Source organism: Vibrio sp. S/42/10, assembly GCF_029890535.1.
GTDB classification, from domain to species: Bacteria; Pseudomonadota; Gammaproteobacteria; order Enterobacterales; family Vibrionaceae; genus Vibrio; species Vibrio cyclitrophicus.
Genome location: NZ_JAKMZC010000016.1, coordinates 23,024 through 46,363, shown reverse-complemented (window position 1 = coordinate 46,363; position 23,340 = coordinate 23,024). Strand labels below are relative to the sequence as shown.

Here is a 23,340-nt window from a genome sequence, read left to right as displayed (position 1 = left end):
GTTTCGCATTGGCTATTAAACGCCAGAATCCAATTGAATACGCGACCAACTGAATGAATGAGTTCGGTAGGCATCGTGCGACCAAAAAATCAGTATGTAGAGCTCAACATGATGACCAGTTATCAACCTTTCGAACATCTCAAATGTCCAATCTGGATCTATGACATTGATAATAAAAGAATAACTTGGGCAAATACCAGTGCCCTCCCTTTGTGGGAATCGGAGTCTTTATTTGAGCTAACATCTCGCGATTTTAGTGTAGAGATGTCAAAAGCGATAGAGGCAACACTGGAAGAATACCAAAGGCAATTTCTGCGCAATGAAAGCATCAAGACATGGTGGAATTTCACACCTAGATACATTTCTAAACGGGCATTATGTTTGTTTTCTGGGATTCCACTGCCCGATGACCGTACCGGTATGTTAGTTCAAGTCATAGCTGAAGAAGGCAGCCTCAAACATGATCTAGCATGCTCTGACGGTGCGAACCTATCCCTCCTATTTGATAAGTCAGGAAAAGTAGTGAGCGCTAACTCAGCATTTTACCAAAACTATGGTAGCCCATTTACTACCCTCTCTGATTTCGTTTCAAGCGAAGAGATCGCTGCACAATGGTTGTTTTACGCTCGTAAGGGGGGAGAGATTTTAGAAGAAGTCAGTTGTAAAATTGATGAAAAGACTCATCACTTTGATGTTCAAGGCAAATGGCTATTCGATAAAAGTGAATTACTGCTAAACCTGACATGCACAACAAAGCAAAAAGAGCGCCTGATAAAGGCTAAGTACAACGCTGAACACGATTGTCTAACCGAACTGTATAATCGGCGGGGCATTACTAATTTATTGGAAACCAGCATCGCCTACCGTGCGCCATTTGAACTAATGTTCGTCGATCTTGATGGCTTCAAATTAGTCAATGATACGTATGGACACAGTGCCGGTGACCAATTGCTCAAACAAGTTGGTGAGCGTCTTAAACAACTGGTAGATGAAACCTGCATGATCGGCCGATTTGGAGGCGATGAATTCATTGTAATCGCTCATAACTGCCGTAATCATAATATCCCACTACTCTGTTCTCGCATTATTGATGCATTAAACCGGAGCTTTCATATCAGTGGTATTGGAACGCTGTCAGTAGGATGCAGTATTGGTACCGCACATTTTCCAGATAACGCCGTTGATCAAGAATCACTGTTGAAGCAAGCGGGAATGGCGATGCACATAGCCAAAGCGAATGGTCGAAATCGCTTTCAGACATTCACTCCCGACTTAGCACAAACTCTTCACCGCAAAGCTGAAATCCGTCATCGCTTGGCCCAAGCCTTAGAAAATGATGAGCTCAACTTGCACTACCAAGCCATCATGAACACTAACAGTAATAAAGTGAAAGGGTTTGAAGCTCTACTCCGATGGTCTGACAAAGACTTAGGTGACATTGGCCCTGATGAATTCATTACCTTAGCGGAAGAAACTGGGCAAATTGTACCGCTTGGGAGGTGGGTTCTTAATTCTGCGCTAAAACAGCTTTCGATGTGGCATAGAGAGTTTGATAATCAGTTAATGATGAGCATCAATATCTCTAGTATCCAGATGCACGCAAGTTTCGCCCAACAACTATCTGCGATGCTCAACTTCTACAACATACAACCTCAGAATATCGCACTTGAGATCACTGAATCGTCAATGATTTTTAAACATGGTGAAGTTAGACAAGCATTAAGCGACATTTCTAAGCTAGGAGTAGAACTTCATCTAGACGACTTTGGCACCGGATACTCATCGCTCTCAATGCTCCATGACTTACCCATTAGTACCGTTAAACTCGACAAAAGCTTTGTCCACGGGTCACACAAAGGGAGTAAGGCTATTGTTCAAGCGACCTATGCTATATGTGAAAAGTTAGGGCTCAAAGTGATTGCAGAAGGAGTCGAGACAGAAACACAGAAGGCTTTCTTAGTAGAGTGTGGTTATCAGTACTTGCAAGGATTCTTGTTTAGCAAGCCTATACCATCTAGTGAAGTAGAAAATCGCTTTCTTAGTGACCACTTGTTACACACATAAGTCACGCTTACAAAGGCTTGCATAAGTAAATACAAGATTACAATGTTTCATAAGCAACTGTTTAATATAGTTAAAAAAACGATAAGAAAACAGCTCAAACATTATACCTACTAACTGTAATGATATAAGTTTTTAGATTACCCTTTGCCTATAATTGTATATTAAGAAGAAATTAAAGAAAATGAGAAAACAACGTGGCTTCACTTTATTGTAAATTATCACCTGTTTATTAATTCTAGGGTTGATTTCCGCCGCTTCGATGGTGAAGTTATTAAATATCCAAGGCAATGCACGTGCTAGCAAAATACAGCCAATACGTATTCTACGTTAAATTTAAAATTATCTACCCTTAAGATCAGCACAATACTCTCCAACCAATAAAACCCCTTCAAATCCATTTTTATAAATTACCCACACAAAATATATTTATATTTAAATCAATACCGTAAAACTAGTATGTTTAAAGTATTAGCTTAAATTTCATACATCCTAATTAGTAATGTAAATATTAATAAATTAATTTTATCTTGAAAATTTCTGATAAATCTCACATAACAATAAACCTTGATAATAGACACAACATCTAAATTAGCAAACCCTAAATATCGACATGAAAGCGGAAAATGTAACGCGAGAAATGGATAAATGCTAAAACAAATGGATAAATCCTCTTTATCCCTTGTAAATCATCGGCTTTTATTTATAAATTCAGGTTTTGGATGAACATCTCCATAACCTTTCATTAAAATCAGAATTCTGCGATTAATATCAACATCTTGAGAGAGAATGGTGACATTTTAGTTATGTTATTTAGAAAGGACTCTTGGGTTGAATGAAAATCCCAGTCACTACACATCAATCACGAAAATATAACAACGATCGCCTAGGAGTTGAGCTATGCACTGTTCTTTCAATATAAACAACAATAATGAGAGCTTGCAACTTATTTATAATGAAGAAAAGATCTATATAAAAAGAAACAGTAATAAGATATCAGAGGAAAGTCTAAATAGTAAAGAGAGTTTCGTATTTAAATACTTAATTGAAAACTCATCAATATCAAACCCGCAATCCGCGAGAGATGTTGAAGAATCTTTTAAAGCACATTTTGATGAAGAGTTCAGCCTATACGCATTAAAAAACATTATCGCTTCAATAAGAAAGAAGTATCGTAATCTCTGCAAGAAAGCAAAAGTGAATAACGACAATGAACTTATCTCTAATCTTTATAAAGTGGGTTACTTTATTGATCTCGATAAAAGCTCAGCAGACCGCATAACCCCAAAGTACAATATCAACAAATTTAAGCCAAACCACATCAAAATGTTAAAGCTGATGTTCAACACTTACCACCGAGATTTCATCAGAGCTCTGGTCGTTGTATTCACAGTTTCTGCATTTTTCTTGTTCGTTGTTTACCTTTTCCAAATCCTTTACACGACAAAGATTGCAGACGAATACAGTGAAAACACTAAGCTTATAGTAGAAGAGATCATGAATTATGGCTGCGGAAGCGATGGTTCTGTACACGCGATGAGACATTCTCTCAATCTTGATTCGATTGTGATGACGACCCCCTCCGGCTCATGCTACATCTCCACCACACGCTCAAAAAGAGTGGAGCTCGATAAAATTGACGAATTTTACAATAGCTTGGACTTCGCTTATTCACGATTCGTGCTCCCTGAGCAAAATATTGATCTCACCGCTCGTATTGCTAAGCGCGCTATCGAAGCACGCTACAGAAATTCGTTAATCCCACTGCTTATTGATTCAGTAACTATCGAAAAGGATGGTTACTATATTTTGAATCTAGGTGGAAATAGTCAGTCGATTTATCAAGCCTCTTTGCCTACAGGTGCATCCATTACGTTCTACAGCGATGACATCGTCGCATTGTGGATCATACTATCACTGCTGCTAGCAGCACTTCTATATCACTCTTATATTATTGGCTTCGTCGTATACCTGCTTCGTTGGAGGCATATCTCCTGTGAAGAGGAACCCATCATTAACACTGAAGACAACAGCGTTTTATATTATGAGCTGTTGACTCGAGTCCGTAACGTTGGGGTCTTAAGCTTCATCGACACAATGAGACGTACCAATTTACTCACTTTCCATACTATTTTGATCATTGAAACGGTCAGAAATGCCAAGTTACACAATAGCCACGAAATTTATGGCGTTAATGTCTGCCCTAGCTCTTTAGTCGGTGCCAACTTTACGAAGATTAAAGAGCACTTAATGGCGATGGAAGCGAACGAATTTGTTGTCGAAATAACCGAATACTCCAATATCGGCTACGGATGTGAAGTTATAGATAACATCAAAGAGATCAAAAAGTTGGGAATTACGATCGCATTAGATGATTTTGGTACAGGAAACAATAACATCGAAATCATTAGCACTATTGACCCAACCTACTTGAAACTGGACCGTTGTTTTGTCAAAGACATTGAGTCTGGGGATCACCATCAAGGCGTGTTGCTCAACATCTCAGAAATTGGGCGCCTATCAAACATCACCATGATTTACGAAGGTGTCGAAACTCGCAGACAACAATACATCTTGTGTCAACTTGGCTACAACTTGCATCAAGGTTACTTATACAGCAGACCTCAAAGTACAATCTACTGATCGCTTTATCGATCTTAACCACCTGTGAGCTCAATTAAGGCAACTGAAATTAGTCATAAAACGATAACTATTTCAGAGCTCACAGGAAAAGTATTACATAACCTTTCATCGAACCACCAACAGCTACCAAATTAACATCCAAAGATAAACCGAAGCGAAATGACCGCGACTTCAACATCTTTCCCGCGTTCTGTATTTTACCGTTAGCACTTCTATTCGTTTCCCTCTCATACCAATAAAGAGCTTGCCAATTCTAATAAATAGTTTAGTGTTATACATATGTATATCACCATGCAGTTTTAATTATGACCGAATGGAAAGACGACCAACCGATCTTTAGGCAACTTGCCGCAAAGATCAGTGACCAAATTCTTCAAGGTGTTTGGTTAGAGCAACAAGCATTACCCTCTGTGCGTGCGGTTGCTGCCGATCTCAAGATCAACCACCTTACTGTCATGAAAAGCTATCAGTTACTGGTGGATGAAGACTTGGTAGAGAAAAAACGCGGCAAAGGCATGTATGTGGCCGAAGGGGCACTTCAAAAATTGAAAGAGTCTGCACACCAGTCATTCATCAACACACAGATCCCAGCCATCGCTGAGACGCTAGGCATCATTGATATGAGTGTCGAAGAACTCGTGAAACAGCTAGCACAACATATAAAGGACAAGTCATGAGTACTTTACTTTCCGTGAAAAACGTAACCAAAACCTATTCAAATCAAGTGGGTGTCGAGAACATCAGCTTTGAGCTAAAGCCAGGTCAAGTTCTTGGTCTGCTGGGCCACAATGGCGCGGGTAAATCGACTCTGATCAAATCACTGCTTGGTGGTCACAACTATCAAGGCGAAATAGAGGTGAATGGCTACCACCCTATCCACCAGCACGCAGCGCTCATGCAGCACTTATCGTATATTTCAGATGTGAACGTGTTGCCAGAATGGATGACAGTGAAACAACTTCTTAGATATACCCAAGGTGTGCATCCTAGCTTCAACAGGCAAAAAGCAGAGCAGGTATTAAGTAGCACCAACATAAATCTATCTTCTACTATTAAGCAGCTTTCTAAGGGAATGAAGGTACAACTTCACCTTGCGGTCATCATCGCGACCGACACTCAAGTGCTGATCTTAGATGAGCCAACGCTGGGCTTAGATTTGCTGTACCGCGATACTTTTTATCGTCATTTATTAGAGTGGTTTTATGATGGTGAACGCGCCATGATCATTGCAAGCCACGAGGTTTCAGAGATCGAACACCTATTAACTGATGTGTTGATTCTGAAACAAGGTCACTGTGTTTTGCAGAAAAGCATGGAAGACATTGAAAACGATTATTTCATTATTGAAGTCGCAAACAACTATTCAAGCGAGATTCAGAGATTCAACCCACTGACCTCACAATCAGGGCTAGGCACTACTAAGTGGTTATTGGAAGGTCAATACAAAGCGCAGGTTGAGTCACTGGGTAACACCTATAACGTTGGTCTCGCAGATCTATTCCTTGCAACACAGATGGAGAAGGCGTAATGCATCCAAGTTTTTACATGCTAGAAAAAGAACTCATCGAGCACAAAGTTAACACTCGATTGCCTCTGTTTGTCGCGTTATGTGGTTTCTTACTGTTCGTTGGTCTGTTCTTTAATGGCGCAGCGCAACATGAGTTTTTCTTTGAAATGCAAGTGAATGGTGACGTGAGCGACATCCACAGAGAGTTCGCACAAGATCTCAATTCAGTGATCTACTTTGGCGCGGGCCTTATTTCACTGATCCTGTCGACGCTATATATCCCTAAAACACTGCGTAAAGAACGCCAAGAAGGCAGTTCAATGTTTTGGAGAAGTATGCCGGTATCCAATGCAATGACTCACGGCGTGAAGCTAGGCTTCGGTTTAGTGGTTATTCCGGCTATCTGTGCATTGTTAGTGCTGTTCGCAGATTTTCTATTCTGGATATTGAACGTCTCAAGTGAGCAACAACTGGCGCTATTGGTTGAGCAGCAATCTCTGTTTTATGTGATGAGCAACTGGATTGTGTTCTTTGGACGAATGATGTTAGTTGCACTGGTTTTATTGCCATTGGCAACAGTAACTCTGGCAATTTCACAACTGGTAAACTCTCCATTGCTTGTCATTTTTATCTCAAGCTATGCGATTAAGTTCCTCTCTGTCGCTGTATTTGGCTTCTACGGCATCAACGACTTCCTATCTCTCATCGCATCACTGCCAATGAATGTGCTCATAGCAAGTAACCCATTCAGCGTGCTTGCAGAAGCACCTGTTTTATCTTTAAGTATTTACGTACTGATTGGTGTAGGTGGCTATCTTCTGAGCCTTAAATTGAATAGAACCGACGATGTTAGCTTGAAGACGCTATTCCAACGCTAGCTAGCGTCATATCCCAAGCGCGAACTTTTATCAGGCAGTCACATAAGATATCCAAACCAAAGCTTCTGAGAAATCGGGAGCTTTTATTATCAGAGCTTTAACAAGTACAGGGATGCGACCCGGTAGACAGAACCAAGAGATAAACAAGTTTTAGTTTGGGGTAACAGGTTTTACGGAGGAAGATAAACGAATAGAGGTATTAATGAGCTGACATTGGATTGCATTTTTGATGCCTGTCAGCTCTTTGGGGGATGATTTCTTTAGTCGCCGACCAGATGAAGGTCCTTGAGAGTGCTAATGAAATCAGTTTGTTGCGTTTTACATTTGTTTCAGTTTTTAAGTTTTTAAAGCTTTACGATTTAAAGCTTATTTCTTTGATGCTTCTTTTGACGTGTCTTTCCAGTATTGGATACGAACGCGATGAAGCTGTGCTCTTCTCATTTTTTTCATAAGAGATATTTCCTTTTCTATAACTGCTCTTCATGAGCTATTTTTATTACCAACTATTCGAATCTAACGGTGTTTGACGCCTAGTTCAATGATACAAATCACAAAATATATAGAGTTCTGAGTACCATTTACATCAAAGTATGACCTAGATATCAACCATGACTCAATTTAATCTAATGAGCTGCTGTTCGAAATTAAGGTTAGTTTTCGCAGATGACAAATTCATTTCAGTATCAATACAGTTCAATGATACGTATTAAGTAGACCGGACTAACACGAATTTAGTTCCCAAGATTTTCTTACCGTCACCGCCTAAAGTGACAGCGTAACCTGCAGTAAGTTTGGGTTACACGTTTTTATTCACATTAGCCTATACGTTACAAACTCAAAATGGGATTATGTTTGCAACGGATAGAGCTTTTGATAGAAAAAAGCCGTAATTGACAAAATTAAATGGACGTAATAATGAGTAAAACAATTCTACAAGGGCATATTCTAGTGCCAGACAACGATCTCGAAATAGTCATCCAAGCCTTGGTTGTACACAAAGAACTCACGTTGGCAGAACCTGGTTGTATCGTGTTTCGAATTAGTCAAAGTACCCTTCAACCAAATCGCTTTGAAGTTTATGAAGAGTTTACGAATCGAGAAGCATTTGAAGCGCACCAACAGCGAGTAAAAGCTTCTCAATGGGGTGACATATCCAAGAACGTGACACGTCACTACCAAATCACCGATGTTCCGACATCATAATGATTGACCCGCTAGCCAACAGTATCGTCACGTTGATCAAACAAGATCCCTTACGAATGCAGATTTTAGACTGTGTCGCTCAGCTGGGTTTACCGCAGTGCTATGTTGCTGCGGGCTTTGTGAGAAACCTCGTTTGGGATCACCTACATGGTCATGCCTCCCCGACTCCACTCAATGATATTGATGTGATCTACTTTGATACCATTGATACCTCATACGAATCGGATCTTCGATACGAGGCTCTGCTTAAGCAACGGTTACCTGAACTGAATTGGCAAGTTCGCAATCAAGCCTGCATGCACACCAGAAATGGGGATGAACCTTACCAAAGCTCATTAGATGCGATGAGTTACTGGCCAGAGAAAGAGACCGCAGTCGCCTTAAAACAGAGCCTAACTGGAGACATCGAGTGTATTTCGTCTTTTGGTTTAGAGAGTTTGTTTGATTTGCAAATCACACCTAACCCAAAGCGTAACCGAGATATCTTTGATCAAAGAGTACAATCTAAAAACTGGTTAACTCATTGGTCGAAGTTAACGACTAGTCACAGTGAACTAACTTTCGAATTCAAACGCTAAAACCATTGACTAAAAACCGAATCAGATCGAACATGCCCCACTTGTTAGCTTGCTAGCTGAGTAAGTTAGTAACTAACCAAATCATCAACCGCGCGTGGCGACTAGCTGCTACGCTCTCTCGTCATACTGAGTAACGACCATGAACCAACAATACATGCAGCAAGCACTCGAAGCTTCGCGCCAAGCCTTACCTGATTGCCAACCAAACCCGCCTGTAGGCTGTGTTTTGGTTAGGAACGATAAAGTGGTGTCTGTTGGATATACGCAAAAAGTCGGTGGAAACCACGCCGAGGTTGAAGCACTGAATGGCTATGACAGCGAAACGGACGGAGCAATGGAAGGCGTTACCGCTTACGTAACTTTAGAGCCATGTTCATTTGTCGGCAGAACTCCCGCTTGCGCCAATACATTAGTTAAAGCCGGTGTGAAACACGTAGTGGTGGCGATGCTAGACCCAGACCCTCGTAATAATGGTCGTGGTGTTGCGATCCTTGAATCGCACGGCGTGAAGGTGGATGTGGGGTTATGCCAAACACAAGTGAGCGCCTTTTTATCCCCTTACCTTGGTAGGTCCTAGATCTTAAACAACCAGTATTAGTTCAATTTCACTCGGTAAAGCGGGTTGACTGGCTTATCGACAAAATACGACCAGATATGATCGTAGACAGCATGTTGGTTGGGGAATGGCGCTAACGCTTTTGCCTCTTCTAAATTGCACCAACGGTACTCCGTATGCTCGTCATTCAGTTCAATCGCTTGGTTGGGTGGGCATAGCACCGCAAACACAGGGATGAGCTGAATCACATTAACGTGAGCCTCGTAAAACTGCTCCAGAAACTGCGCGTTATACAAGGCTTCCACTTTAATTTGGGTCTCTTCTTCAAACTCGCGCACGATAGCCTGCCAGCCTGTTTCACCTGCTTCAATCGAGCCTGCGACATGGCACCAAAACTCGCCCTTCACACGCTTCATAAGTAGCATTTTCATTTGTCCGTCGATCTCTGAAATAGCGACACCAGATACAATCGAAGTATTGAGTGGAATCATAACGTTACCTTAGGTTGAACAAGAAGGCGGCAAGGCTACCACCCTTCGTTTGTTAAATTGTTGTCTATGATTAAAAACGAGAAGTTACTCATCAATTAATGAAGTTCAAGCCATAGCTCATGGGTTCAATGTTAACCATCTCGCTTAGCTATCCAGTAATAGAACCATTTCTTATTTGAGGCGCTTTTCGATAAAGAGTAGAATCGCCGCCTTGTACTGTGTTTAAAGCCTTTAAACATACACAGTAGACTCACAACCATTTATCACCAAGATATAAGTAGTAAGACGACAATATGCACTCATCCAAACCAACGCACGACTCAGAAAACAGCCACACACCTGAGCATTGCTTCACTCGCTTTCAACAGCCGATCGAGTCATATTCGTTGCCTGAGCGTTTCACCTTCCCGTTCTATTATGAACCACACGCACTGTGTGAAATCGCTTCTCATCAGCTTCAACAATATCTAGAAACTCAAACCGACTGGCAACATGACTTCGGACTGGATTCTGACGCTGGTCGCGGCAAAATGTTTGGTGTGTTGTTAGTAAGAAGTCCAGAAGGTGAATTGGGTTACTTCTCTGCTTTCTCTGGTAAAATCGCTGATCAAAACTTATTACCTCACTTTGTACCGCCAGTCTTCGACATGCTCAGCAGCGACAGTTTTTTCCATCAAGACACGGCCGACATGATGGCTGTTAATGCGAAATTTAAAGCGCTGCAAGCAAACGCTGATTACGTTGAACTGTGTGAACAATTAGCACAACAGAAAGCAAAGGCAGAGCAAGAGATTGAAGCCCAGCGTCTATTGATTATAGAAGGCCGAAAAATACGTAAAGAACAACGTGAAAAAGGCAAAGAAAACCTTGATGAGCAAGCTTTCGAAGAGCTAAATGACGAACTAAACAAAGCCAGTGTTGCCGACAAGAATCAGCAGAAGTACCTTAAACTCAACTGGGAACAAACTCTGAATGAGCTTCAAGGTAAAGTTGACGTATTTACGACTCAAATAGCGGAACTCAAAGAGCAAAGAGCACGCATCTCTCATCAGCTCCAACACAAGTTGTTTTCACAATACGCTTTCCAAAATGCGGAAGGCAATGTCGAAGACCTTAACCAGATCTTTGAAAATACACCAAACAAGATTCCACCAGCCGGTTCTGGTGAATGCGCGGCGCCAAAACTTCTGCAATATGCGTATTTGAACGGATATACACCGCTGGCACTGGCTGAGTTTTGGTGGGGCCGTTCACCGAAATCTGAAATTCGCAAACACAAGAAATACTACGCCTCTTGCCAAAGCAAATGTGTACCGATTTTAGGCCACATGATGAAAGGTCTGGAAGTCGACCCCAACCCATTGCTAGATAACCCAGCAGAAGGAAAAGACCTCGATATCCTGTTCCAAGATGAACACATCGTTGTAGTACACAAACCAGCAGGTTTTCTGTCCGTACCGGGTAAAAACATTAAAGATTCCGCCTACACACGCGTTCAAGAAATGCATCCCGATGTTGAAGGGCCATTTGTTATCCACCGCTTGGACATGGCGACCTCTGGCATTCTGATATTTGCTTTAACACGACGTGCGAACAAAAGCTTACAGAAGCAGTTCATTACTCGTGAAGTTGAGAAGCGATATGTCGCAATGATTGAAGGTGTGCTAGGCCAAGATGAAGGCTATATTCGACTGCCATTGCGTGGTGACTTGTATGACCGTCCTCGTCAGATTGTATGCTTCGAACACGGCAAGCCAGCTGAAACTAAGTGGGAAGTGATTGAGCGAAACCAAGACACCACTAAGGTTTATTTGCACCCGAAAACTGGCCGCACACACCAATTACGTGTTCACTGTTCACACCAAGAAGGGCTTAACATGCCTATCGTGGGTGATGGCCTATATGGCAATAAAGCTGACCGACTGCACCTACACGCAGAAAGACTTGCGCTACACCACCCAGTCAACAAAGAGTGGATGGAGTTCCAGTTCGACGCTGAGTTTTAAACCTCTCATTAGTACCGAGCTTTAAAAAAGGAGTCACACCGCTTGTGGCTCCTACCTCTTTTGGGTATATCTCGACGCTTATTGCACTACATCAAGATTCACTTTGTTGTGAAGAGTAGCATGCCCACCGTCTTCTCTCCTTGAGGCCTTTGATATGTCATCAGCTGCTTTGAATTTGCACCACAACACACAAACTTCTTCTTTGATGGCGCCTCAAGCACTAAGCTTGGAACCACTCACGAATAAGAAGCCAGACTTAAACTCGGCGATGTTGAATCTCATCGAAGAAGTAAAAAACGAACTCCCACTTTACGAGTCGGAGACGTTTATCTGTGGGCCAAAAGGAAACTGCTCGGGTTGCTCTAAGAAACTACTAGAGATGGTCGACAGTGAGTTAATGTATTGGGAGCACAGTATTTCAATCGGCCAAGGCCCTAATTTCGAAGAATTACGCCGTTTTGGTAAACTATGCAGCAGCGTAAGACGCGGCTTAGAACGCAATGGTTTGGTAGAAAAGCGCCCAAGAAAAAGATAAAACATTGATTCACAGCGACTACAATCTATCGCTTAACATTACAATCTAACCGATTCACTAACTGGTTGAACTCATTAGCTATAAGAGTGATAATATTTTGTAATACAATTAAGCGCTCAGACAATATCCCAGAAACTTTCGCCACCTTCTTTAGCGAATCCATTCTACATGTCTGACATGCCTATGCCTTCTGAAACACAACATCACATCCATTAGAAATCTTTTCTTGGGATAACGAGGAGAGACCTTGAAGAAACCACAACCAGTACTGGGTAAGACCGGTATGCTATTTTTCCTCGTCATCATCAGTGCGTTTCCTCCATTGACCATCGACCTGTATTTGCCAGCACTTCCACAAATGGTCGAGGTATTCAATACCGATCAATCGATGGTTAACCTAACCCTAAGCAGCTACTTCGTGACTTATGCTGTAGGCCTGTTGTTCTGGGGACCGCTGAGTGAAAAATTTGGCCGTAAGCCTATCTTATTAATTGGCTTAGCAAGCTATATGGTCGCGAGCGTAATCTGCGCAATGACCAACAGCATCGAGCAATTGATTGGCGCTCGCGTCTTCCAAGCGTTTGCAGGTAGTGCCATCACTGTTATTGCCACCGCCATTGTGAAAGATCTTTATGAGGGGCGAGAACGCGAAAAGATCATGGCGACTATTATGTCGCTAGTGATCATCGCACCAATGGTCGCGCCCGTATTTGGTGCCTTTCTACTGCAAATTGCTTCTTGGCGAATGATGTTCGTCACCCTCGCCGTTTTTGGTGCATTTGCGTCAGTATTGGCTTGCTGTTATCGAGAAACTCTCGAAACCAAATACCAAGGTTCTGTGTTCCGCTCATGGGGAAGAATGGGCGTGGTCATGAAAAACCGCTCGTTCGTCAAACTACTGGTCATTTTCTCTATCATTCCGATGGCATTGATGGGCTTTCTTGCGGCAGGGTCTTATATTTACATCAATCACTTTGGATTGACCGAACAACAGTTTAGTTACGCGTTCGCATTCAACGCATTGTGCGCCTCATTTGGTCCAACAATTTACATGAAGTTGTCCTACCGAATGCCGGTTCAAAAGGTCATCTCAGGATGTTTTGCTTTATTAGCGCTTGCGGGAATCTTCACTCTAACCATTGGCAACCTATCCCCTTGGTTCTTCATGTTCATCGCGGCACCAGCGACATTAATGGCGATCATCATGCGAGTACCGGGTACCAACTTGATGTTGAATCAACAAGATCATGACACGGGCTCTGCCGTCGCACTGATACAGTTCTTCAGCATGATTTGTGGTTCGCTTGGCATGGTGTTAGTTTCAATCCGCCCAGATTCACTGATTGAAAACCTAGGCTTTATTCAATTATCCGTCGGTACGTTAGGCGGCCTGATGTGGCTAATGGTCAGAAACAAAGAGTTCGTGACTAATAATCTGAATTAAGTCCTTCCAAGATAATCACTGACAGTATGATTCGATAAGCCTGAGGAATGGTAACTAATTAAAATCATTCCTCAGAGAGAAATCTAGAACGAAATCTTGATGGTGTTAAGCCAATGATTTTCATAAAGACCTTACGGAAGCTATTTACGTCCTCATAACCAACTAGGTAGCTGATCTGCTCAACCGGTTTATGAGAGCTTTCCAATAACTCGCATGCACTTTGAATACGTACGTGTTGGATATAGTTAATCGGCGTAAAACTGGTCGCCTTGGTAAATTGACGAATAAAGGTTCTTCGAGTCATAAACGCTTCTTCAGCCAATTGATCAAGAGACAACGAAAGGTGATGGTTCATTTGAATAAAACGCTGCACCGACACAATTTTTTCATTGCCGTGAGCATAGTTCGGCACAAAGCTCTGATAGTAACGTTGCTCTCTCACCCCCGTATCAAGCACCAAATATTTACCTAGATTACGAGTGTTGGTCGGTGTCGTGTATTTGGTCAGGATAAACAAAGCGAGATCCATCCACGACATCAAACCACCAGCGGTCATCACATCCGCATCATCAATCAAGATTTTGTCGATATCGACTGCGATATGTGGGTAAAGCTCCGTAAACTTCTGCTGCGCTTGCCAGTGCGTGGTCACGGTTCGCCCTTCTAACAAACCTGTTTTTGCCAAAATGAACACGCCTGCACAAGCTGAGCAAAGGATCGCCCCCCTTTGGTGAGACTCAATCAGGTACTCAAGCAAGGCGTCACTCGGCTCTAGATAGTAACAACCATCTAAATTCGGTGGGAGTATGATGATATCGGCGTTCGATACGCTAACACTGTCATGCGCTTGGATCTGAACGTTGAATTGAGTCTTCTCAGCCGAAGGTTCAAGAGAATTTGCCATCTGAAGAAACTCTTTCACCCCGAACACTGCACTCTGAAGAGAACCTGGATAGTCGATGATTTCGACCATCACTGATTTTGTCACTATTGCCATATAGTCTGTCATTTTTGACGTGCGATAAAAAATACAGAGTATTCATAATATTCCTACACCGCAATACACTAAATACAAAGGTATGGACTATGACGAACACTGCACTACTACTTATCGACATTCAAAATGACTACTTCCCTTCATACGAGGGAGCGAAATGGGCGCTGTCTGAGACAGAAAAAGCAGCCCAAAAAGGCTCTCAACTACTCACTGTATTTAGAAAGAAACAGCTTCCTATTGTTCATGTTCGTCATGAGTTCCCAACCAATGAGGCGCCCTTCTTCCTACCGGGCTCAAACGGTGCTCAAATCCACAACAGTGTCGCACCTCAAGAAGGTGAACCTGTGATTGTAAAACATCAGATCAACAGCTTTAGAGAAACAGAGCTGAACGAAGTACTGAAGGCAAAAGGAATTGAAAAACTGATCATTGTCGGCGCAATGAGCCACATGTGTATTGATGCTGTAACTCGCGCAGCTACCGATTTAGGCTATGAGTGCCATGTAGCGCATGACGCTTGCACAACGTTAGATATGGAATTCAACGGTATTACCGTGCCAGCAGCGCATGTCCACGCTGCATTTATGGCTGCTCTTAGCTTTGGCTATGCCAATGTCGCGTCCGCGAATGAACTTGAGAACCTGCTTTAACTAAATTCAAAACCGCCTTCATTCACAGGCGGTTTTCTTTAACCTCAAATCAAGCCTTAATTGTCTGCCCATTCGGAACAGGCACAAAAAAGGCTCCTTACGGAGCCTTCTATCGAAATCAATGATGACTAAGCTTGATAAGTTGGTACTAAGCGTTAGCTACTTGGCGCGCTGGATGCTTGATAAACACAGCTACCACAGCCACGATCGCAAGAGCAAAACAGTAGTAAGAGTTAGCCACAATATCCAAGGGAGACAAGTTAAATACTGAACCTAATAGCAACACCTGCGCACCATAAGGCAGTACGCCTTGAATCACACAAGAGAAGATATCCAATAAGCTGGCAGAGCGACGTGGAGACACGTTATTTTCTTCAGCTAATTGGCGAGCCACGCTGCCAGATACAATAATCGCTACCGTATTGTTTGCCGTACATAGGTTCACCATTGATACCAAGCCAGCAATACCGAGCTCACTCGCACGGCCATTGGCTTGCTTAGAGTGTGAAGAACCAAACGCACGAATCAAACCGCTCACTAAGTTAGTCAGAAACGCCAATCCACCTTGGCGACGCATTAGCTCACTCAAACCACCAATCAGCATCGACAGTAAGAAGATCTCCTGCATGTTGCCGAAGCCTGCGTAGATATCTTGAGCGTAATCCGTCATACCGTAGTTCTCAACAGAACCTAGGCTCACGCCACCCGCCAGCAAGATACCAATCGTCAGCACAACGAATACATTCATACCCGATACAGCAAGAATCAAAATAGTGATGTACGGAAGGACTTTCAGCCACTCGATTGGGCCCGTTTCAGGCACTTGAGTTGCCGTGCTGTTGAAAGCAAAGATAACAATCGCGATAAGAGCAGCAGGCAGTGCAATGCGGATGTTCTCTTTAAACTTGTCTCTCATCTCACAGCCTTGCGAGCGAGTCGCGGCAATCGTGGTATCAGAGATGATAGAAAGGTTGTCACCAAACATCGCGCCACTTAAAACAACACCAGCCGTCAGTGGAATGCTCATGCCTGCTGAATCTGCAATGCCTAGTGCCACAGGGGCAACCGCAGCGATAGTGCCCATTGAGGTGCCCATTGCTGTCGCGATGAAAGCTGAAATTAAGAAGATACCCGGTAGGATCATGCTTGTTGGAATCGCCGATAACCCTAGATTTACGGTCGCGTCAACGCCACCAGACGCTTTAGCCACAGCCGCAAAAGCACCCGCCAACAGGTAGATCATACACATTGCAATAATGTCTTTGTGACCGACTCCACTCAGGAATTGCTCGATAGCACGGTTCAATTTATCTTTGCTTAGTAACAGCGCCAACATCACCGCAGGCAAAGCCGCAATCGGAGCTGGAAGCTGATAGAACGCAAAGTCGACGCCTTGCAACGACAAGTACGTACCTACGCCAATAAACAGCGAAAGGAAAACAATCAGAGGGATAAGTGCAACTGCAGAAGGTGCAATTACAGCATTAGAATTTTTCGAATTAGACATGGAACGACAACGCAATAGAACAGGGAGAAGAGAGACTAATGTCACACTTAGAACTTGTCAACGTCTAGACGTCTAAACGCCCAATTTAATGCAAAGTGATAGGCACACTATTGAACATCACATAATAGAAAAGGCTATTTACTCACCAGTAAATAGCCTTTTGAGAACAGAAAGCTTTTCGAGAACAAATAGCTTTTACACAGAAGCTAGCTTTTGCCTGCTTAGTGCTGTTGCTCATTTAGCTTTTTTCTTACTTAGTTTTTTTGTTGGAACGTCACTTGGTATTCACCAATGCCTTCGTAGTGGAAGGTCGTTGGCTTATCGAAGCCCATCTCCACGATACCGCAGTAAGAACCCGTGATGATTGCTTCACCCGCTTGGAAATCAACACCACGACGAGTCATGTAGTTAATCAGCCAGTAGATAGGGCTTGGTGCCAGTGTATTCGGATGCTTACCGTCGAATGCTTGAACTTGCTCGCCTTGAGTTACTTCAATACTGATCTCAGCAGAAGTGAACGCTTTTTCGCGATCAATCTCAGGGCCTATGAACAAGCCTTGGTTTACTAGGCCGTCAGCAAGTCTTTCATAGAACTCGGCACCGCTGTCATCAGCAAAGCGAGATTGCATTAACTCAAGAGCCATATGGCAAGAACCAATCGCTTCATTGATTTGCTCTTCGCTGTAACCTTCTTGGCTTGCAGGCAGGCTCTTAGCAAGCGTAAATGCAATTTCAGGCTCAACGCGCACTACGTCGTTGTCTGCAAACAGTTCGCAAACTTCGCCTTGTTGAACGCTACCCGAAAAGATAGGTGCAACAACAAACTTGTCTTCAGCCAGAGGAAGTAAACACTTCCAACCACCGACCTTGTCGCTCTTGAGATCGATCATTGATGATTGGATCTTCAGGGCATCTTCCAAGTTGTTCGGACGGTACTGTTCGTCTAATCTTGGTGCTTTAGTTCCCGCAACGCGGCGACTTAGCAATTCTTCAGCTGCTTGCTTAAATACATTTGTCATATAATACCACCTTTAGTTTTATGACCAGTATAATATCGGATTTATTGAAGCTTGAATAGACAATTCAACAACGAAGCAACGCCGAAAATTAAGCCATCAATTTTCGCATATTCTAGACGCAAACAACTGAAATCATTTTGATTTAAATACCATAAAAGCCAGTAAGTTGGTTACTGGCTTTTCGATGTATTACTGATGATTAGGCTTTACTGCCCTTTCAACGTCTTCTTCAGATTCTGCATGAAGTTTCTGAAATGAGGCATGAAATCAACAAACAGAGGGTGCTTTCTATCTTGCATCATCATTGGGCCGAGTAATCGAATGCTCACCCCTAGTCGCGTTGCTGATTGCTCGTCTAAGCCGCTGTCTTGTTTGATCTTCTCAACAATCGCGAACATGTTTTCTCTGTCTTCAATTTCAAACTGCATGGTTTGCAGTTCACGATCTTCTTTGATGTTCACTTCTTCGATAGTGATACGGTAGTTATTGTGTTTGCCTGTGAATGCTGTCATGTGGATCTCCTACAATGCTTAAAAAGTATTTTGGCTAGCTCTTCATGAATCGTTCGAGCTTAGGTTTAACCGTCATCGACATCACGACCATGATCGTAAGGCCAATAGGAAGCGCAGCAATAAATCCATTAAACCATCCACTGGTAAACGCCGATGTATCCGAAAATCCAATATTATTTGCCGCTGTTACAAATGCCATGATGGACTCCATGATAAAAGCCATAATCAATCCCACGATTAGGTTGCGAGCTTTCTCGCCGTAATTGGGCAACGCCTTAGCAGTGACTTTAGTCACCAAAGTCATCATCACCATGCCGATTGGCATCATAATCACGACAGCAAGCGCTAACGATGATAGCCAATTGCTGATGAATTCCTCACCAAACCCGACATTCATGTAAGTCATAACCGCTGTTAAACTGCCGCCAATCGTCAGCATTAAACTCATCATGACCAAAGCTTTGTGCAATACAGGCGTGGCTTTTTGCTCAGGAAGAGTTAGCGTTAATGTTGCTTGAATCGTCATATCTATATTCCCGTCTTGAATTTACGAACAATTAAGTTGATAATGTCAACTATAAATAAAGTGGTTGATATTGTCAACTAGATTTCTAAGGATCGTTTATGTCTGATAACACATCGCTAGAATCCATCTTTCGTTTGGTACACTCTTTGAAACGTCAAATGAGTGAACAGATTGAGAGTTTGGACTCTGACATCGCGCCAATGAATATTCGTGTAATGAAGATCATTACCAAGAAGTCTCCATGTACTTCTATTGATATTGCACACTTCCTAAACCGCGATAAGGCGCAAGTCACTAGGCTCGTTAACGCGTTGATCAGTCAGGAACTTGTGAAGAAATCGCCTAATCCCGAAGACAAGCGCAGCCAGTTATTGGTTCTGACCGATAAGGGTCAAGAGATCATGAATAAGGTCGCGAATATTGATCGTGAAATGCTGAAGAGAATGACCAAAGGCATGGCCGACGATGAGTTAGAACAGTTTCGAAAAATCGCGAGCAAGATGGCTCACAATCTAGAAAACTGATCTAGAGAATGAGTGATTAGAAATAGATCGGCTCTTTGAAACAAAGCCGATCTTTAGAAAGATGAAAAAAACGCCACCGAATCGTACGATCGGTGGCGTTTTTTGTATGAGCTGATTTGATATAGATTAGCGGTATGGCTACCTCTAACTTAGATGACCGTTTTAATTAGATGCCAGTTCTAATTAGGTAACAGCTCTAATTCGATGCTAGTTTCCACCATGCTTGAACAGGTACTGGCTCTGCGATCACCAGGCGTTCACCCATCACAGGGCTCACCATTTGCACGTCTCGCTCTTTGCTTATCGTCAGTGCTTGCTCCATTGGGTCTTGCCAATCGTGCATAGAAAGGTCAAACGTGCTGTTGTGGATTGGCATCATCACCTTACCTTTAAGGTCAATGTGCGCTTGAACGCTTTGCTCTGGGAACATATGAATATCCGCCCAGAGTGAATTATACGCGCCCGTTTCAACCATGGTTAAATCAAACGGTCCGAAACGCTCACCAATCTCTTTAAAGCCGTTGAAGTAACCAGAGTCACCACTAAAGAAGACTTTCTTATCTGAAGCGTTAATGACCCAACTCCCCCACAATGTTTGGTCACGATCAAGTAAGCCACGCCCAGAAAAATGTTGTGTCGGCGTCAAAGTGAACTCGATATCAGCAACGGTTGCTGACTCCCACCAGTTCAACTCAATGATCTTTGCTTTATCCACGCCCCACTTTTCTAGTAGAGCACCGACTCTGAGTGGCACCAAAAATGTCCCTACTTTGTCTGCTAATACCTTTACGGCACCTTTGTCTAAATGGTCGTAATGATCGTGGCTGATCACTACCACATCAATATCAGGCAGTTCTTGTAATGAGATTGGTGTTGGGTGGAAGCGCTTTGGCCCCATCCATTGCACTGGCGATGCGCGATCACTAAACACAGGATCAGTCATCACTAGTTTTCCATCCAGTTTCATCATCACGCTAGAGTGACCCAAGCGGTAAGCAACGTCGTCTTGTTCTTCGATCAGTTGCTCGGCTGTCATCGGTATCAGAGGCAATGCAGCTCGTGGCACCGGCTCATTTCTTTCCACAGTCACGTAAGCTTTCAAGATTGAAAAAATATCAGACATACCCGATTTGTATTCCAACTCACTGTTAACAAACTTCTTCGGAAGCTTATCTAGATTGTCGTTTGATTGTGAACCTGTGCTTACGATAGCGACCACGGCAAGTACTCCTAAAATCGGTAATAGATATTTTTTCATTGGTATCTCTTTAATCATTGGGTCTATCCCAACGCAAAACTACACTGATTAGTTTACATAGTAAAACTAAAAAGTAAACCGGCTAGTGTAACTTATATTTTGGCTATATGTGTACCTGCCGAGATCGGCTAGAAAAGAATAGTGAATCTATTTAGTTAGAAATATTAATCCGCAGACCATACATTCTTGAAATCTGGCCAACCCCAGTTCGTGATGGCTACATTCTTCAGAATACCTTGGAAACGCACGGTTTGTAGGTGATGGAACATAGGCACTAACCAATAATCCGAGATCAGCGTCGATGCAACGGGCTCCAACTCTGCCAAGTAATTCGGCAGTTCAACCGACGCTTTGTGATGGTCTAAACGCTGCTTGAGCCAGTCGCTGTTCATCTCTCCTAAAGCAGAGTGCAAAACAGGATCGTTCATCATCCACGAAAACAGCGAAGACGGGGCATTGTCATCGAGGTTTAAGTTACACAGCACCAAGTCCTCCTTTAACTCGCCACTCTGAGAGAGCTGCGCCAACTCTCGAAAACTGTAGGTGTTCACCTCAACGTCCACACCATACCGTTTGAGTATGTCGGATACACAAATCGCACATCGATACAACGCATAATAGTCGTAAACCGCAATACTCATATTTTTCGGCAGTTGTGCCTCTTTCGAAGGCGTTCGATACATTTTCTGCCAACTTGGCAGTATATTTTGAGCTAAAGAGACACTAAACAGACCTTTGTTATGTTCCAACTGAGACAAGATCGCTTGTGGGTTAGTCAGTTCTGAAAGGAATTTGCGCTGCTCATTATTTAGTGGAATAGCCGCTGAGTTCTGATTGAATAGAATAAACAGACACCCATCCTCGACTCGGCTACGAAGGCCGTCTGTGTCTGCAGAAACAAGTTCCGCATCGCTTTTCCCTAACTGATGAAAGCAAGAAGAATCTTCATAAGGCGATACGTGCATTTGGCTTTCATCGAAGCGAGCAGTGCCCGTCATTGATTCCTCAAACTGCCAGATAGTCACCTCATCGGTTAAAGAGCGGCAACCATAATAGTGCTCAAATGCGGCGAGCTTGATTCGTTCATTGTTGGTCTCAATCACTTTAAATGGGCCGGTTCCAATAACAGCATGGGACACAGAACTTAATGGTGACGGTTCACGGGCCACTTGCGCTGCGGGTTGAATCGAATATTTAACGCCAGCAAGTAAACCAGCAAAGCCGGTATCTGCTTTGGTGAGTTGAAAGCTGATCCTTAACGGCTGCTCACTGTAAACCGAAGCAACATGAGCTAACTCTGTTTGATAGAAAGGCAAGGTTTGTAAGGCTGAAAACAGCGAGACTAACTGTTTAGCATCAACTGGCTGTCCATCGTGGAAAGTAAGCCCTGGGCGCAAATAGAAAGTCCAAACTAACTTATCAGAATCATATTCCCAATGGTGCGCCAACTCAGACTTCAACTCGCCTTTACCACTACAAGTGACGAGGCAACTGAATACTTGCCTGATCAAAAATCGTTCGCTACTGCGGTGAATATGGTGCGGAAACAGGTCTTCAAACTTACGTTTATAGGTTAATTGGACATGCAGCAGCCCTTCACGCATTGTCGCGCCCGAGGTTTCTTGGAGGAGAGAACCAAATATTGCGCGGTCATTGTCTAGAATCGAGAGGGCTTTTTCGTATTTGCCCTGCTCTATCAATTTGCCAGCAACATGTTGCGTCAGCTCTTGGTTGCTAAAGCGTAAGGTCAGGTTAGATCGTTGATTCCTGCCAACTTTTGGTTCCCACACTACCCATTCAGCTTGATGCATCTTACCTAACAAGGTTCGAGCGTGACGCAAACTGGTAAACAGCTTGTCTGCCACTTCCGTTAAGGTCACGGAGTGAGAAATATTTGGCTCGAACGACTCTAGCCGCATGTAGTAACGCATCATGTTTAGATCAGACAAATAATGAACCTTTTAAACCTAACTCTTCCTAATTAAGCCCATTATAAAACACAATCGTAAAAAAGTAGTGTGATATGGCAAAAACAGGAACAACCAATAAAAATACCATCTGTTTTCTAGTTCCTCTTAATTAACCATAATGAACGGGTCAGCAACAAACCATAGGTTGTAAATAAAGCCTAACTAGAGAGAGTAATGACCATGAGAAAATACTATCTTAATAAGTTAAAAAGCACCTGTAGCAAGCTCGAAAGAGAAGCGCTACGAACACTTATAGAGCTATGTAACTGGCGTTATTAGTACACTTTTTAGCACCGAGTTAACGCGAGTTGAGCACAACCTAATAGGCTCCTACCCCCAATATGAGTTAGGTCTCAACTCGCTTTTCCATTCCAAATCCCCTCTCAAGCCTGCTGTACCAATAGCTCACACATTCGATAAATTTCTGTTGTCGACTCGACAAATTTAATTCGTTTTCTTAGTTAAACGAAAAGCC

Annotated in this window: 21 protein-coding genes; 13 read left to right on the top strand and 8 right to left on the bottom strand. The window is 42.9% G+C overall.

Annotation, left to right across the window (positions count from 1 at the left end):
• The first annotated feature begins 57 nt into the window (after positions 1–57).
• From L8S15_RS16730 to L8S15_RS16695, 8 genes are all read left to right on the top strand, one after another.
• Positions 58–2,064 carry an EAL domain-containing protein gene (locus L8S15_RS16730; protein WP_010428526.1) on the top strand — a complete coding sequence of 669 codons (2,007 nt, stop codon included), beginning with the start codon at positions 58–60 and terminating at the stop codon, positions 2,062–2,064.
• Positions 2,065–2,961: 897 nt separating this feature from the next.
• Complete coding sequence (locus L8S15_RS16725) at positions 2,962–4,704, top strand: EAL domain-containing protein (protein WP_010428524.1); 1,743 nt, start codon at positions 2,962–2,964, stop codon at positions 4,702–4,704.
• Positions 4,705–5,009: 305 nt separating this feature from the next.
• The gene (locus L8S15_RS16720) at positions 5,010–5,381 is read left to right on the top strand and encodes a GntR family transcriptional regulator (RefSeq protein ID WP_016769105.1); all 372 of its coding nucleotides are present in this window, start codon (positions 5,010–5,012) and stop codon (positions 5,379–5,381) included.
• Positions 5,378–6,232: an ABC transporter ATP-binding protein gene (locus L8S15_RS16715; protein ID WP_010428515.1), complete on the top strand. Its 855-nt coding sequence runs from the start codon at positions 5,378–5,380 to the stop codon at positions 6,230–6,232. The genes L8S15_RS16720 and L8S15_RS16715 overlap by 4 nt, the downstream gene beginning before the upstream one ends.
• Entirely contained in the window at positions 6,232–7,089 is an 858-nt protein-coding gene (locus L8S15_RS16710; RefSeq protein WP_010428513.1) for a hypothetical protein, read from the top strand. Before L8S15_RS16715 ends, L8S15_RS16710 begins: the two co-directional genes overlap by 1 nt.
• A 915-nt stretch (positions 7,090–8,004) precedes the next feature.
• Positions 8,005–8,292, top strand: a complete 288-nt coding sequence (locus L8S15_RS16705; RefSeq protein WP_010428510.1) for an antibiotic biosynthesis monooxygenase — start codon at positions 8,005–8,007, stop codon at positions 8,290–8,292.
• Entirely contained in the window at positions 8,292–8,870 is a 579-nt protein-coding gene (locus tag L8S15_RS16700) for a nucleotidyltransferase family protein (protein WP_010428507.1), read from the top strand. The genes L8S15_RS16705 and L8S15_RS16700 overlap by 1 nt, the downstream gene beginning before the upstream one ends.
• A gap of 139 nt (positions 8,871–9,009) precedes the next feature.
• Positions 9,010–9,447, top strand: coding sequence for a bifunctional diaminohydroxyphosphoribosylaminopyrimidine deaminase/5-amino-6-(5-phosphoribosylamino)uracil reductase RibD (locus tag L8S15_RS16695; protein ID WP_010428504.1), 438 nt, complete (start codon positions 9,010–9,012; stop codon positions 9,445–9,447).
• Positions 9,448–9,464: 17 nt separating this feature from the next.
• On the opposite strand, the gene L8S15_RS16690 is transcribed toward L8S15_RS16695, so the two are convergent.
• Positions 9,465–9,917, bottom strand: a complete 453-nt coding sequence (locus tag L8S15_RS16690; RefSeq protein WP_016769103.1) for an NUDIX domain-containing protein — start codon at positions 9,915–9,917, stop codon at positions 9,465–9,467.
• A gap of 293 nt (positions 9,918–10,210) precedes the next feature.
• Here L8S15_RS16690 and L8S15_RS16685 point away from each other — a divergent pair, with 293 nt between their 5' ends.
• The 3 genes from L8S15_RS16685 to L8S15_RS16675 all read left to right on the top strand — a co-directional run bounded on the left by L8S15_RS16685 (position 10,211) and on the right by L8S15_RS16675 (position 13,902).
• Positions 10,211–11,923 carry an RluA family pseudouridine synthase gene (locus tag L8S15_RS16685; RefSeq protein ID WP_010428500.1) on the top strand — a complete coding sequence of 571 codons (1,713 nt, stop codon included), beginning with the start codon at positions 10,211–10,213 and terminating at the stop codon, positions 11,921–11,923.
• Between the two features lie 154 nt (positions 11,924–12,077).
• Complete coding sequence (locus tag L8S15_RS16680; RefSeq protein ID WP_010428496.1) at positions 12,078–12,458, top strand: hypothetical protein; 381 nt, start codon at positions 12,078–12,080, stop codon at positions 12,456–12,458.
• A gap of 283 nt (positions 12,459–12,741) precedes the next feature.
• Positions 12,742–13,902, top strand: coding sequence for a multidrug effflux MFS transporter (locus tag L8S15_RS16675; protein ID WP_029189223.1), 1,161 nt, complete (start codon positions 12,742–12,744; stop codon positions 13,900–13,902).
• 64 nt (positions 13,903–13,966) lie between these two features.
• On the opposite strand, the gene L8S15_RS16670 is transcribed toward L8S15_RS16675, so the two are convergent.
• Positions 13,967–14,899: a helix-turn-helix domain-containing protein gene (locus tag L8S15_RS16670; protein WP_010428484.1), complete on the bottom strand. Its 933-nt coding sequence runs from the start codon at positions 14,897–14,899 to the stop codon at positions 13,967–13,969.
• Between the two features lie 89 nt (positions 14,900–14,988).
• Between L8S15_RS16670 and L8S15_RS16665 the strand changes: the two genes are divergently transcribed.
• Complete coding sequence (locus tag L8S15_RS16665) at positions 14,989–15,549, top strand: cysteine hydrolase family protein (protein ID WP_010428481.1); 561 nt, start codon at positions 14,989–14,991, stop codon at positions 15,547–15,549.
• 148 nt (positions 15,550–15,697) lie between these two features.
• Here the strand turns inward: L8S15_RS16665 and L8S15_RS16660 are convergent, their stop codons facing one another.
• The 4 genes from L8S15_RS16660 to L8S15_RS16645 all read right to left on the bottom strand — a co-directional run bounded on the left by L8S15_RS16660 (position 15,698) and on the right by L8S15_RS16645 (position 19,113).
• Positions 15,698–17,056, bottom strand: a complete 1,359-nt coding sequence (locus tag L8S15_RS16660; protein WP_016793576.1) for a Na+/H+ antiporter NhaC family protein — start codon at positions 17,054–17,056, stop codon at positions 15,698–15,700.
• A 254-nt stretch (positions 17,057–17,310) separates the two neighbouring features.
• On the bottom strand, positions 17,311–18,075 hold the full coding sequence (locus L8S15_RS16655) for a hydratase (protein WP_280574268.1): 765 nt from the start codon (positions 18,073–18,075) through the stop codon (positions 17,311–17,313).
• A gap of 206 nt (positions 18,076–18,281) precedes the next feature.
• Positions 18,282–18,587 carry a DUF3861 domain-containing protein gene (locus tag L8S15_RS16650; RefSeq protein ID WP_010428476.1) on the bottom strand — a complete coding sequence of 102 codons (306 nt, stop codon included), beginning with the start codon at positions 18,585–18,587 and terminating at the stop codon, positions 18,282–18,284.
• Positions 18,588–18,621: 34 nt separating this feature from the next.
• On the bottom strand, positions 18,622–19,113 hold the full coding sequence (locus L8S15_RS16645; RefSeq protein WP_010428474.1) for a DUF2798 domain-containing protein: 492 nt from the start codon (positions 19,111–19,113) through the stop codon (positions 18,622–18,624).
• Positions 19,114–19,211: 98 nt separating this feature from the next.
• Between L8S15_RS16645 and L8S15_RS16640 the strand changes: the two genes are divergently transcribed.
• Positions 19,212–19,637 carry a MarR family transcriptional regulator gene (locus L8S15_RS16640; RefSeq protein ID WP_016769096.1) on the top strand — a complete coding sequence of 142 codons (426 nt, stop codon included), beginning with the start codon at positions 19,212–19,214 and terminating at the stop codon, positions 19,635–19,637.
• 196 nt (positions 19,638–19,833) lie between these two features.
• On the opposite strand, the gene L8S15_RS16635 is transcribed toward L8S15_RS16640, so the two are convergent.
• Positions 19,834–20,895 (bottom strand): MBL fold metallo-hydrolase, encoded by a 1,062-nt coding sequence (locus tag L8S15_RS16635; protein ID WP_010428470.1) that lies wholly within the window; start codon positions 20,893–20,895, stop codon positions 19,834–19,836.
• Positions 20,896–21,059: 164 nt separating this feature from the next.
• The gene (locus L8S15_RS16630; RefSeq protein WP_280574262.1) at positions 21,060–22,844 is read right to left on the bottom strand and encodes an SgrR family transcriptional regulator; all 1,785 of its coding nucleotides are present in this window, start codon (positions 22,842–22,844) and stop codon (positions 21,060–21,062) included.
• Between the last annotated feature and the right edge of the window lie 496 nt (positions 22,845–23,340).

Coding starts and splice junctions, on each gene's coding strand:
- L8S15_RS16650 (WP_010428476.1), bottom strand. CDS start 18,587: ATGACAGCATTCACAGGCAAACACAATAACTACCGTATCACTATCGAA.
- L8S15_RS16730 (WP_010428526.1), top strand. CDS start 58: ATGAGTTCGGTAGGCATCGTGCGACCAAAAAATCAGTATGTAGAGCTC.
- L8S15_RS16700 (WP_010428507.1), top strand. CDS start 8,292: ATGATTGACCCGCTAGCCAACAGTATCGTCACGTTGATCAAACAAGAT.
- L8S15_RS16695 (WP_010428504.1), top strand. CDS start 9,010: ATGAACCAACAATACATGCAGCAAGCACTCGAAGCTTCGCGCCAAGCC.
- L8S15_RS16640 (WP_016769096.1), top strand. CDS start 19,212: ATGTCTGATAACACATCGCTAGAATCCATCTTTCGTTTGGTACACTCT.
- L8S15_RS16710 (WP_010428513.1), top strand. CDS start 6,232: ATGCATCCAAGTTTTTACATGCTAGAAAAAGAACTCATCGAGCACAAA.
- L8S15_RS16680 (WP_010428496.1), top strand. CDS start 12,078: ATGTCATCAGCTGCTTTGAATTTGCACCACAACACACAAACTTCTTCT.
- L8S15_RS16665 (WP_010428481.1), top strand. CDS start 14,989: ATGACGAACACTGCACTACTACTTATCGACATTCAAAATGACTACTTC.
- L8S15_RS16645 (WP_010428474.1), bottom strand. CDS start 19,113: ATGACGATTCAAGCAACATTAACGCTAACTCTTCCTGAGCAAAAAGCC.
- L8S15_RS16635 (WP_010428470.1), bottom strand. CDS start 20,895: ATGAAAAAATATCTATTACCGATTTTAGGAGTACTTGCCGTGGTCGCT.
- L8S15_RS16685 (WP_010428500.1), top strand. CDS start 10,211: ATGCACTCATCCAAACCAACGCACGACTCAGAAAACAGCCACACACCT.
- L8S15_RS16725 (WP_010428524.1), top strand. CDS start 2,962: ATGCACTGTTCTTTCAATATAAACAACAATAATGAGAGCTTGCAACTT.
- L8S15_RS16720 (WP_016769105.1), top strand. CDS start 5,010: ATGACCGAATGGAAAGACGACCAACCGATCTTTAGGCAACTTGCCGCA.
- L8S15_RS16705 (WP_010428510.1), top strand. CDS start 8,005: ATGAGTAAAACAATTCTACAAGGGCATATTCTAGTGCCAGACAACGAT.
- L8S15_RS16655 (WP_280574268.1), bottom strand. CDS start 18,075: ATGACAAATGTATTTAAGCAAGCAGCTGAAGAATTGCTAAGTCGCCGC.
- L8S15_RS16690 (WP_016769103.1), bottom strand. CDS start 9,917: ATGATTCCACTCAATACTTCGATTGTATCTGGTGTCGCTATTTCAGAG.
- L8S15_RS16715 (WP_010428515.1), top strand. CDS start 5,378: ATGAGTACTTTACTTTCCGTGAAAAACGTAACCAAAACCTATTCAAAT.
- L8S15_RS16675 (WP_029189223.1), top strand. CDS start 12,742: ATGCTATTTTTCCTCGTCATCATCAGTGCGTTTCCTCCATTGACCATC.
- L8S15_RS16660 (WP_016793576.1), bottom strand. CDS start 17,056: ATGTCTAATTCGAAAAATTCTAATGCTGTAATTGCACCTTCTGCAGTT.
- L8S15_RS16670 (WP_010428484.1), bottom strand. CDS start 14,899: ATGGCAATAGTGACAAAATCAGTGATGGTCGAAATCATCGACTATCCA.